Annotated in this window: 6 protein-coding genes; all 6 read right to left on the bottom strand. The window is 30.8% G+C overall.

Translation table 11 applies throughout. The annotated features are described in order from the left end of the window. Positions 1-55: 55 nt before the first annotated feature. The 6 genes from BVC87_RS02020 to BVC87_RS01995 are packed head-to-tail and all read right to left on the bottom strand — an operon-like array spanning position 56 to position 13,007. Complete coding sequence (locus tag BVC87_RS02020) at positions 56-1,369, bottom strand: hypothetical protein (RefSeq protein ID WP_143569691.1); 1,314 nt, start codon at positions 1,367-1,369, stop codon at positions 56-58. Next, positions 1,359-2,726 (bottom strand): hypothetical protein, encoded by a 1,368-nt coding sequence (locus BVC87_RS02015; RefSeq protein ID WP_075340681.1) that lies wholly within the window; start codon positions 2,724-2,726, stop codon positions 1,359-1,361. The genes BVC87_RS02020 and BVC87_RS02015 overlap by 11 nt, the downstream gene beginning before the upstream one ends. A 23-nt stretch (positions 2,727-2,749) precedes the next feature. Beyond that, entirely contained in the window at positions 2,750-4,006 is a 1,257-nt protein-coding gene (locus BVC87_RS02010) for a hypothetical protein (protein WP_143569690.1), read from the bottom strand. Continuing rightward, on the bottom strand, positions 4,003-5,286 hold the full coding sequence (locus BVC87_RS02005; RefSeq protein WP_075340679.1) for a hypothetical protein: 1,284 nt from the start codon (positions 5,284-5,286) through the stop codon (positions 4,003-4,005). The genes BVC87_RS02010 and BVC87_RS02005 overlap by 4 nt, the downstream gene beginning before the upstream one ends. A gap of 3 nt (positions 5,287-5,289) precedes the next feature. Continuing rightward, positions 5,290-6,075, bottom strand: a complete 786-nt coding sequence (locus BVC87_RS02000; RefSeq protein WP_075340678.1) for a hypothetical protein — start codon at positions 6,073-6,075, stop codon at positions 5,290-5,292. A gap of 17 nt (positions 6,076-6,092) precedes the next feature. Then, positions 6,093-13,007: a fibronectin type III domain-containing protein gene (locus BVC87_RS01995; protein WP_083629193.1), complete on the bottom strand. Its 6,915-nt coding sequence runs from the start codon at positions 13,005-13,007 to the stop codon at positions 6,093-6,095. Positions 13,008-13,013 lie beyond the last annotated feature (6 nt).

Below are 13,013 nucleotides of genomic sequence, written 5' to 3'. Positions count from 1 at the left end.
ATATGTTATTGATTATTCTTTTATTTATATTGCTATATATGTAATATTCTATTTATTATCTTGCATAACAATTATTTGAATCTCTTACTTGTATTCTATATGTATATTCTCCTAAACCAGAAATTCTAGTTGTATTTGGATTGCTAAAAGGAATCCAACTTTGTCCTGCTATTGTTTGTAATACTCCTCCTTTTAAATATTGATAAAAAAATGTTCGCCCTTTTTCTCCATTTGCATTAATTTCTATATAACCATCGTCTCTAACAAAACAGGTTTTATCTGATCTTTTTGTAATATTAAAATTTACTTGAGCTGTCTCGTTAATTTTTACGTTCCTAGCTGTTAAGCTTGTCCAATTTTCTTCTCCCAAGTTTCTATTTACTGTTTGATATTTAACTTGATAATTCCCCGCATCTAAATTCTCTGGAAACGTATAGCTATAATTTGTCCCATCGTATGATAAATTGGTTGTAGAAAAACTTTTATAGAAATAGAAACTATTAGATCCTACAGTATTTTCAAAGTATAATGCGATTAACATCTTTTCATTGGTTCGCAATGGTCTTTGAAAATTTAATGTTATCCCTCCATCAGAAGTATAATTACATCTGGTTTTTGTTACTGAGTGTGATATAATTGGGGGTGGATTATCTATGAGGTAATAGCTTACAATTGTAGAATTGTAATTAGTATTACATGTTTTAATTCTAAATCTAATGTACTGACCTATATAATTCCCTGATAAAAAATCTTGAGGTCTTTTTATTAGTACTGAACCACTTGCATTGGGTACATACTTCCATGCTCCATTTCCTAATTTATATTCCCATTTTCTATATGTGGGGGCTAAAAATCCTGATGTTGCTCTAGTATTAAAATATTGATTAGGTGCTATATTATTATCTGTAGGTTGAGTTAATTTTATTATAGGATAAATTCTATAACTAAAACGAATATGTGTCATACGTGGAGAATAGCCTTCATCAAAACTACCTTCAACACAATCATTAGAAAAATTTACAGTTTTTGTTCCATTAGCATCTGTTCCAGTTCTAAAATTCACAAATGCAAAACAGGTTATTTTTACAGGCCTACTGTACGCTATAAAAGGAGTTATTTTAAAGTTATTTTCATTATCTCCTCTATTTCTGATAGGTCTATAATATAAATTTCTTTTTGTTCCATTAGCATAATGAATTTCAATATTTATATTGGAACTGGTTCTATTTTTTACTCCTTTATTAATTCTATAATTAAGGTTAAAAAATTCTATTCTATAGCTAGCTTGTGCACCCAAGCTTAGTACTCCCTTAAAACAAAGGAATATGACTATTAATGCTTTTATGTTCAACCTAACTTTACCTCGCATAACAATCATTTGAATCTCTTACTTGTATTCTATAACTTGCTTCCCCCAAACCAGAAATTTTGGTTGTATTTGAATTACTAAAAGGAATCCAACTTTTTCCTGATATTACTTGTACTTGTCCGTCTTTTCTATATTGATAGAAAAAAGTTCTACCACTTTGCCCTGAGGCACTAATGTCTATATAACCATTATTGGTAAAAAAGCATGTTTTATCTTCTGCTTTAGCTATGGAAAAACTTACAGCTTGAGGAGCTCCGATGGTAACTTCACCAGCAAATTCTAAAGTTCGAAAAGAAGCATCTGTAATATTTTCACTAACACTTGCTGTTTGGTATTTGATTTTAAATCTTTTAGCAGGTAAATTATTTGGCCAAAAATAGCTGTAGGTACCATCACCATTGTTTGTTAAAGAGGTAATATTAAGATTTTGTCCTCCTGTAGGAATAATATCGAAATCACCTGTTATTGTATTTCTTTCATAAATAGTAACTGCTAGTTTTTCATTCGAAAATAAATTTCGTTGTAATTTTAATTCAAAACTTCCATCTGTAGTATAACTACATTTAGTACTTCTAGGATTTGCTTCCTTAAATTGAGGCGAACAGGCTCTGATGAGATAAGATAAAGTTCCAGAATATGCTTTAGGATCTGTAGTACCTAATAAATATTTTACTCTTATTTGTAGGTTTTGTCCTGGTACTAATCCTGGAAAATCGGTATACGAAATAGACACTGTTCTAGGATTATTACCATACGGTAGCAATTCTAACCAATTGGAATTGCTTGGAATTTTATATTCTAGTGCATAGGCACACTGTACAGGAATTACAATAGATTTGCTCTCACAGGCTTTAATTTCATTATTGGTATTAGAGAAATTATTCACCACCCTGATGTCGTCAATTTTTCTTAATTCGAAAAACTGAATATTTCTAGTTAAACATTGAAATGGACCAAATGTTCCTGAAATCAATTGTGCACCAAGACAATTATTGAATGCTATTGTATTAGTATTATTAGTGATATTATTACAACTTGGTCCGCCACCACCACCAAGTCCACCTCCACCTATAAAACCTGGAGAATATCTTCCTGTAGAAGTAACTGAAGTAATTTCATTGGTAAATGTTACAATTCTAAATTCGTCTATAGTTGGCACTTGTCCTCTAGTAAAGCTAACATCTAATAACGCTCCTGCATTAGTAGTGATGGTGTTTTCAAAAAACAAAGGGGTACTGGTAACTGATGAATTGAAAGTAGCTTTATATCTGAACAAATAAGTGTGCTGACCATAGCCCAATGTTGTTACTAATATTAGTAACAACATTAAAACTCTATGTTGCTTTATTATATTCATTTTATGGTTGATTACTTAACTTCTTATCTTGCGTAACAGTCTTTCCCTTCTCTTACTTGTCTCACTTGTACTCTATACGTTGCCTCATTTAAACCAGAAATTCTTGTTGAACTTGTAAAAGGAATCCAACTTTGTCCTGCTACTACTTGTACTTGTCCATCTTTTCTATATTGATAAAAAAACATATTTCCTAATCCCGTGGCTTGAACATCTATGTACCCATCATTAGTAGAAAAACAATTTTTATCTGATTTTGAAACTGTAAAACCTACACTGGGAGAATTCTGTATGGTTACCTCTCCCGCAAATACTAAACTGTTAAATGAACTCTGAGTTATATTATCTGTTCTGCGAGCTGTTTGATATTTTATTCTATAGGTTTTTGCAGGTAAATTTCTTGGCCAAACATAACTAAAAGTCCCATCTCCATTATTTCTTAATGAAGTAACACTAAAATTTTGTCCTCCAGTAGGAATAATTGTAAAATTACCAGTAGTAATATCTTGTTCATAAATAGTTACGGCAAGTTTTTCATTCGCAAATAAATTTCTACCTAGTTTTAATTCAAAACTACCATCCTCAGTATAACTACACACTGTTGAACTTGGAGTAGCGCCTTTAAATTCTGGAGAAGGAAATTCAAAAACATAAATGTATGGTCCAGCAGGAGACCAACCATTACATAACTCTAACTTATACTGAATACTTTCATCTATATAATCTTCCGCATTGGCGCCAAATAAATCTTCTGCATCAAATGTAATACTACTTTGCCCCAAGAAACGACTAGGAAATTGTTTCCATCTATTATCTTTAATATCAAAATATTGCCAGTTGTACACTAAAGGATGATACCCCGGGCTTGCTTCTAATGTAATTTCAGTTCTCCTATTTCCCATTCCTGGATTTGGGGTTATGATTTTAAAGTTATCATCTGGACGAATATTTATGTATTCTATATATCTATCCTCACAATAGTTTGATCTGTCTAGTGTGGGATTAAATGTATAACCACAAAAAAGTTCTTGTGGTGATATTGCTATATAATTTCCTGTATTGTTACCTTCCAAACGGACACCTCTTACATTTGTACCAGTACCTACAATTAATAATTCAGGTGTGTCAAAAGCTCCAGGAGGTAAACCATCTGCAATATCTCCCTGTCCACATGATAGAGAAACATCTTCAATTAGACTATTAAACACATATCCTTGTGAGAAAGAAAACTGTTGAATAAACAACATTAGCAATAGTGTCGTATAGTAATATTTAGTTCTCATTTTGCGTAACAGTTTTTAGTTCCTCTTCTTTGTCTTACTTGTACTCGATACGTTGCTTTTCCTAATCCTGAAATTCTAGTAGTTGTACTACCTGTGAAAGGAATCCAACTTTGTCCTGCAACTACTTGTGTAGTTCCATCTTTCTTATATTGATAAAAAAATGTGTTACCTGGCTGTCCAATGGCAGATACATCAATGTATCCGTCGTTAACAGCGTAACAATTTTCATCAGTATCATTGGTTATAGAAAACGTTACTTTCTCCGACCTTCCTATGGTAAATACTGGAATAAATTCTAGGCTATCCCAAGATGGATCAGTAGTAGCAATTCCTCCATTCCCATTGTGAGTTTGGTATTTTACTCGATAACGTCCAGCATCTAATGGTTGTTGCCATTGATATCCATAGGTTCCATTTCCATTATTAATTAATGTTTTGGTAAATTCTTGATTGTACAAAATAGCATCATTATCTCCATCATAAAGGGTAATCACCAAAGTTTCATTAGCGTTTAAATTTCTTCTGAAGTTAATTTTAAAACTCCCATCAGTAGAGTAATTACAAACAGTATTACTAACATTTGTACTATGATATGCAGGCGAACAGGATACAATTTTATACCCTTTAAAAGAAGATTGAATACCATTTTTCATTTTAAACCTGAAATAGATGGTTTTCCCAATATGATTTCTCAGATTCTCTTGAAATGTATTTAAAGCAACTGTGATACTTCTTTTTCCTTGAGAGTTATTAACTACTCCAACTGAAGAGTTTAATAAATACTCCCATTCTATGATAGCTGATGTTGGAACTACGGAAGGGACACTAATTACACTACCTCCATTACAATTTAACTCTCGTATATTATTATCTTCTACCTCAAAATAAATAGCAGAAGGTGCTGCTAAAGCAAATGTTTTTACTTCGTAATAGGAATTTTGATTTTCTGGTATGGTAAAAGTATATCCACCTAAACTATACGTACTACCTCTATTTGATCCTTCTATCCATCTACATTTTCCGCTATTTTCTATAAATCTAGCAGGTCTAGTAGTTAAGGTAAAATGACCATCAATATCCTTTAACAAGTTCCCGTTTTTGTCTTCTAATCTTAAAAAACCATCTACACTTGGTACAGAAGCTGGATTAGACCTAAAACAATAGGATGCTGAACCTGTATTTTGATAGTATAAGGTATTGTTTACACTTACATGATAGGTTTGACCGTAGCTTAAAAAGCTGCAGAATAATAAGATGATATGTAGTAAGTGGTTTTTCAAAATTTAACTTTCCTTATTTTTATTTTTTTCATATTCAAAAGCTCTGATCATATTATGAGATACCTCTGTGAAAATTGAGTTTGTGCATTTTTCTTCTTCTATATGCCTTTTTATTTCTTCGCTAACAAAAATAAAACTTGGTGTTCCCCAAAGAACATCATAATTATATTTATAAACCTGATTATCATATTCAAAATAATTATCATATTCATCTCCATAATAATCTTTGAATTTATGTAATGATATTCTCTCATTTCTTCCCATCTTGGCTTCAGTGAACTCAAACCTAGATTTAATTATTCCTTCGGAATATGTTTCAATAGTAATTTTTTCATCTTTTTCATTTCTCGTTAGCTGTTTAAATGTACATTTCTCAAAATCTACAATTTCCCCCTCTTTATCTTCTATCATATGAAGTAAAAAATAATCACTTCTAGTTTCTTTAACATACTTACATTTAATTTCAACAGGATAAAATTGATGGGGTGGTAAATTATATTTTTCAATAATCTTTTTGACTTTATTACTTATGATTAATAATGCTCCTCCTCTAGGTTTTGTACTTCCTAAAGTAAAATCATCAGACCATCGGATAATATCTACAAAGGGAGTTTCTCCTTCCCACTCGCCAATATTTTCATAACTATCAATTAACTCCATCTTTATAGGTAACTCTTTATCTTCTATAAATATTTCTTCATTAATTGGGACAATAACCTCATGTAATTTCTTACCTGCTAACTTTACTTCCCATTGAAATACATCTGCTGACAATTCGTAAAAATTCATAATTTGTTATAACATATTTATTTTAGCATTCTTCTTAAAATTGAAACAGTAATCAAATCATTAACTTTAGTTCGTTTCCAATTTTCACTTAACTTCTCTCCTTCACCTATTACACTATCTTTTGCTAATTTTTCTTTAACTTTTCTAACTAAAGTCATTATATCCCTATCTATTACTTTTATGGCATCATTTATATTTAATTTATCATTTTTAATATAATTGTCCCATCTTTCATTTATTACATTCTTTAACGCTTTATTATATTTCGAATGAGATGCATGTACTCCTTTTCCTTTAGTAAACTTTTCAAGCATTATAACATTAATTAAACTTGTTTCTCCATTAAGATCTAATTTGGTATATCCTATTGATTCATACCATTTTCTGAACCCTCTAGATTTTAACATTTCAACAACTAAAACATGGTGTGACTCAAATACATGAAACAATTTGCTATCTCTTAAATCATCAAAGAAATCTTTAGCTTTTCTACCTTCTTTCAAGTATTGTTTTAATGATTTAAGTTCTCCATTTATGATTACCTCGTACGCTTTACTAAAATCATCGAAACTTGCTCCAAAGGCTAGATCAGCTTTTCCTTTATTATAATAGTCTTTAATACGTGAAAAAGTATTTGCTGCAACATCAGAAGTACGACTTGCAAATGCAGAACAATTAAGATATCCTAATTTTTTTAATAACGAAGATAAATTATACCCCCTTAATCCATAACTTATAACTACATCTTCTACATCTAATGTTTTGTTAGATATGGCTTTAATATCTTTAAAACTATATTGAGCATTTACTTCATCTGCATACTTTCTTAATTCTAACCAAGTATCAATAATAGCTTCATTATTCTCTATATCTTTAAAATTCTTAATGTTATTGATTAGTAAATCTTTTTTACTAATTGATCCACTGGCACCTATTTTATTTTCTTGAGAAGCAACATTAAATTCTGATGTACTTATAACCTTTAAAAATTCTTTTTGATCAGCATCTGACAACTTATTAAATCTAGGTAAAATATGGCTAAAACCATCTAATAAAAAATAGCCTCTTCTAATATCTTTAAACTCTTTCAAAGCCCTCCATGCGTCAATATGAATACTTTTTAGGCTTTCCATATTACTTTTTCTATATAATAAACTTGCAATACCTATCTCTGGTGGACCACTTAATTTTTCGTTATGAAATAAGTCTGCTAAAAACTCTGCTTTTTCTTCTAAATTATTCACAAATCTACTTTCTATTGTAGCTGCAAAATCAGGATTCAATTTTTCAAGTCTCTCCCAATTAATTTGATCTGCAGTTCTATTGGATAGTTCTATAAAATCATCTATAAAATCTACATCATCTAGCTTGTTTTTGTCAGGTCCTCTAGGTCTAGCATTTTCAGGTATTTCAGTAGACTTTTCAACATTATGTTCTAGTTTATACCAATCAGAATCTCCTCCTGTGTTTCTTGATACACTAGTAATCGAACCATCATTATACACCCTTACAAACCCATCTGTGGCATAAACTTTATATCCTTCTCCTAAATGGTCAACTAATTCTTGCGCTGAATCTAAACTTGTACATGAAAGAAGTCTAATTTCTTTCATATCAGGTTTATTTTTCTTTAACCAATCAGCTATATCCGTAACATTATCTACATAGTTGCCATCAATCATGAAACGTTCAGCACTTCCATGAATCACTAAATCTAGAATTCCATCAACATTTTCATTTTCAAACTTTGCTAATCGTGCCAGATCAATATCATTGCCCAGTACTACCAAATGCTTACTGATATCAAAATCTAAACCACTCTCTAGTTTATTAATTGCATTTACAATTTTAGCTTCTTTAGCTTCATCTAAAAGATCTAAAGCCCTAAAATCTTCTAAATTTCCTTCAAGGATTCTTCTACCAGCTCCTATTTCAACAGCACTCAATTTATCTATTGGTGTGTTTTCAATCTCATCTGTAAACTTTATAACATCTTCTACAATATCATTAGCTGATTTAGCAAGATATTCTGCAGGGATTACCGTTTTTAACAATTTGTTAGGTGTTAACATATCACCAATACTTGTAACACCAGTAACAAGACTCAATTTATTATAGAATTTAGAAAGTTCAGGGTTATTCTCTCTATTAGCTGTAGCTAAAAGACTGGATACTGAACTTATTTTATCTGCATAATAAAATACTTTACCCAGCTTTGTTAAATTAGCTGCAGGTATCGGTAGAGTAGCTAAATCTATTACAGATTGTATTATATCACTTTTCGTTTGTTCATTTCCTACTTCACTTGCATAGTATAAAATAATTGCAGGTAATGGTACGGACTGAGGTTTTCCTTCTTTATCTTTTAAACTAAATCCATTTAATAAGCTTTCTTTACTTAGATTCATCATAAGAGATAAATCAAACGGTCCAAAGTCATCTTCATGTAATGTTTGACTTGTAAACCCCCATTTTAATTTTTGTTTTAAATGAATCTTATGAGTCGATTGTTTAATTTCAGCATCTATAGAAAAATAGAAGTCTTCAGGATCATAAAATATACCACCAGGAGCATTTGAGTTTTTAAAATGAGTAAAACCTCTTCGTAATATATTCTGATAGTCATTTTTAAATGTATATAGTTGCTCATTAAGCGCTTTAATAGCACTTACAGGTTGCCCTAAAACTTTTTCTTGGTAATCTAAAAATACACTTTTAACATCTGTCTCGTATAATGAAGAATTATAATAATGATTTAGCAATTGTAACATTATTGCATTTCTATTGTCACCAGGGTATAGAAATTTAGAGTCATCTATCTTATCAAATAATACTTCCCAAAGTGGTATATCAAAATAGGTTGTTGTTCCATATTGAGATGTAATAGATAACGAAATAATTGTATCAGTTAAGTACTTAATAAATGTATCGGTATTAAAACTAGATGGAACATATTTAATTAATCTTTGGACAACAGTTTCTTCTCTATCTCTAAGATAATCATCTGTATTTCCATCATTAGCAATAATTCTTAAAGCTTCCTGCCTATTCTCCTGCGATATTAATTTAAGTTCGTCATCACTTGCTAGTTCAATACATGCATAGATTTCATCAGCTGTTTTATTTTTTAAATTATTTAAACATTCAAAATTACTTTCGCTTTTACTATCAGTATAATTTCTTAAATCAATTGTGAACTTTTTATAGAAATCATATAGTTTCGAATTATGATTCGCTATATTATCTTTCCATTTTCTATAGTCGCTCAATTCACTTTCTATTGTCTCTTGAGTTACATTATTCTTATCCCACTCTCCCCCTTTGTATGCAGATATCCTTGCTATAATATTAGCACTTACTGATAAGTAATTTTTTTGTGTTAATGCATAAACATTCCATTGATCAAACCATCTAGAATACTTATCAAATAAAAATGGATATCTGTTTTGTATTTCGGCTATTTTAATTAATAAAAATACTTCAGGTTTTTCATCGTGACCTACTGTAAGTATACCTTCAATTAAGGTAGTAAAATCAGTAATGTTAGGAACTTCAAAATATCTACCTCTTAAAATCTTCAGTTCAGATTCTGTAACATCTACTTGTTCTTCTCCTAAGATTTTTGATATATTATCAAATTTTTTGATTCTTGTAGGTTGTACATTATCAGAAAATAACCCTAAACTTTTAAACTCATTAGAAGTTACTTTTAAAACTTTCTGTTCTCCTTGTGTATGCTTTTTTAAATCTTTAAGTACAAACTTATAATTCTTCCATTTAGATGTATTTCCTGAATTACCTCCATAAGGTAAACCTATAACAACACTATTATCGTCTCCCTCTAATTTATCTTCTAGATATTCAAAATTATTATTGTACCCTGAAAAATTTTCCCCATCAGAAGATAATGAAGACACATATTTTATTGATTCTGCTTCCCCATCTGCTCTTTTTCTGAATCCAATTAAAGTACCTGGTACTATGTGAGTATATTTATCATTACCTATTCCATGATAAAAAATTGGAAAATAATCCTGTGATAATACTATTCTTTTTCCTGATGGTGTTAAATAACCATAATAATACTTTCCTTTTACTGATTTAACACAATTACCATCTTCACATTTATATTTTACTTCATTTATAGCTAAAGATTTATGTAAAGTTGTTATGACACTTTCACCTGCCTCATCTCCTTGAAACCAGTATAACTGAATACCTGGCGCATGTAATTTTTGCCAATCCATATGAGTGAACTTCGTACCTGATCCGTAATCCATCAGATATTCTGTTTCTTCTCTAAAGTCTTCATAACTATATTGGTCCCAAGGGTGCTTTAAACCAAAAATACCATGTCCAATTTCGTGAGATGCAATTCTGCCTGCATCATTTTCTGTAAATACAAAACCAAACTGGCGTTTTAATGGCATAAAACCTTCTAATTGCTTTGATAGTTGAACACTATTCTTTACAAAGAACATGTAGTATTGATCACTTTTAGTTCCTTTACTCGATTTGTATGCCTCGATTATATTTTTTTCTCCATTTGTATAATGTGATAATAAGTCGCTATCTCCTACATCTAATGAAGACAAATTTAAACTTAGGTTTTCTTCCGTAATTTTAAAATGTACTCCTGCTTTGTTATAAATTTCATTAATTCGTTTTCCTACATCAGTTAATGGAGCACCATCTATAGACACTAAGGTTAAATTAATTTCTCTTTGTTGCGCATGCCATAGATCTAACTTTCCAGCAACATCATATTTACCGTCTTTCTCCTTAGGTTTAACTGTTGCTATGATTTCATCTTTACCGAAATCAAATTGTCTTTTTAAGGTTATAGTTGCTTCATCAGTTGACCATGAAACGTCTACTTTAGAACCTTGCTTGGTTTTAAAAACAATATCTTCTTTAGTCTTTCCATTGGCAAAAGATACCTTAGCTTTTATTACATCAGTTTGTTTTGGTTTATCTGTAATAAACTTATACAATACAGGATATTCCTTGTTATCATGTGTTTTGATGAACTCATACTCATCTTTATATTTATCTGATGAAATTTTATCATTATACTGATCTATTCCATAGTATCCTGAAGGAATAAATTCAACTTCAACATCTTTTGACGTAATTTCATTTACGTTTCCTGAGCCTGAAACACCATTGGTATTCGCACTTGTTGCTTGCCCACCTTCAGCAGCTGCTCCTTCTGTTACATTACCTTGTTCGTCTACCGTCCATTGATCTCCATTTTGATCAGTAATTACTACAGGTACATCAGATATTATAGTTTGCTGTTCTCCATCTTCAGTAGTGATTACTATATCTCCATTTTCACTAACCTCTACTGTTGCTATATCTAAATTTGTTGCATCATAAGTAGATATGTTTCCGTTATCCCCTGCAATATCATTTATAATTTCATCAGCATCTAAAATTCCTCCCCAATCTGGATCGTAATCTGTTACAACAACACCTTCAATTAATTGCTTGCTGGTATTTATTCTAACATTTTCAAACTTTACTTTGATACGGGTATACTTTCCTATATTGATTTCTCCTCCAGACGCAATGTTGGCAGCATCTATAATTTCTTTTAGGTTTTCTAAAAATGGTAGTGTAATATATCCCCAACCACTAAACGAACCATTTCCTCCTGATACTTCTCTGGTGATTACTGGAAAGTCTCCCGCAGTAAAGGCTTCATTAACTTTTAAACTTGGTAAAGGATCTTGATTTTTAATATCAATTTGTGGTGTTAATCCACAATTATAATATGCAGCCTCATCGTTAGTAGGCGTGGTAAATTCTTGAATGTTAGAATAGGCAAAACCTGATAATGGTGTACATTCTCCTCCTACTCTGAATTCATATACTGTATCTGGTTCTAAATTGTATATGTTTCCATCCGTAGTGTATGAGTCTACTTCAAACCAATCGTTATCTCCAAAACCTTTTTTTCTATATTGAATTCTATATTTTATATGATCTGACGTTTGCCACTCTATACGAACTGATTCTGCTGTCAGTGCTTGTGATATTACAAAGCTTGGTGGTAAACAATCTTCTAAATATTTAAACCAGAAAATTTCACTTCTTCCATCATTTTTAAATACGGATGTTTCTTCTATTCCATCACTAACAAAAGCTCTTACCTGCCAACCATACACTTTTCCAGGAATCATTTGTGGTGCTTCAGGACCAACTAATAAAGTGGTACTTCTTGTTGTAGTTTGATAAAATGGTATTGATCCTAGAAATATTGCTTGTGGATTTTGATTATCCCAAAGTTCTTTTAACGTGAATTCATATTGTACATCACTTAAATTGCTATGTCTAGGTGTCCATGTAAATAATACATTTTGTGGGTTAGTAGCATTTACAATATTATCTCTAAATGGTAAGTTTAAAAATGGTGGATCGCTTTTTAAGATAAAAATAGTTGTACATCCTCTATTCGATAATAATCTCCCTGTAAAGAAGTCATAAACTTCAAAGCAGTAAGTATAAGCCCCATCAGGTAAAGGATTGTTGTATTGTTGAGGAGTTATTCCTAATAAATTATTAAGCTGAAAATATGGTTGTAAATCTAAATTTGACAATCTTAAGTTAACCCCACCATCTACAAAAATTGGTGCTGCTCCATTTACTACATCCTGTGTTGTGATTGAAAGCCCTTGACCTTCAATATACATTTTTAGACGCACTCTTCTTCCTACTTCATTTACATCAGTAAGTAGAATATTTGCAAATAACTTTTCACTAGTTATAGTAGTATAATCTGATAACTTGGCACTGTATGATGGAATTAATTGAGGAGTAACCTGTACAGGAAAAGTTTGTGCGTTTACCAACCATGTAGTAAGCATAAAACTTATTGATAAAATAAATTTTTGTAGCATAATTCTGTAGTTAACTTTAGTTTTCATAACTTT

The sequence above is a fragment of the Tenacibaculum agarivorans genome (assembly GCF_001936575.1).
GTDB lineage: Bacteria > Bacteroidota > Bacteroidia > Flavobacteriales > Flavobacteriaceae > Polaribacter > Polaribacter agarivorans.
The sequence above is the reverse complement of the archived record's forward strand: the minus strand, read 5'-3'. Positions and strand labels throughout refer to the sequence as shown.

Excerpts from the sequence above, each read along its gene's own strand:
- BVC87_RS02020 (WP_143569691.1), bottom strand. The coding sequence starts at position 1,369 with ATGCGAGGTAAAGTTAGGTTGAACATAAAAGCATTAATAGTCATATTC.
- BVC87_RS02015 (WP_075340681.1), bottom strand. The coding sequence starts at position 2,726 with ATGAATATAATAAAGCAACATAGAGTTTTAATGTTGTTACTAATATTA.
- BVC87_RS02010 (WP_143569690.1), bottom strand. The coding sequence starts at position 4,006 with ATGAGAACTAAATATTACTATACGACACTATTGCTAATGTTGTTTATT.
- BVC87_RS02000 (WP_075340678.1), bottom strand. The coding sequence starts at position 6,075 with ATGAATTTTTACGAATTGTCAGCAGATGTATTTCAATGGGAAGTAAAG.
- BVC87_RS01995 (WP_083629193.1), bottom strand. The coding sequence starts at position 13,007 with ATGAAAACTAAAGTTAACTACAGAATTATGCTACAAAAATTTATTTTA.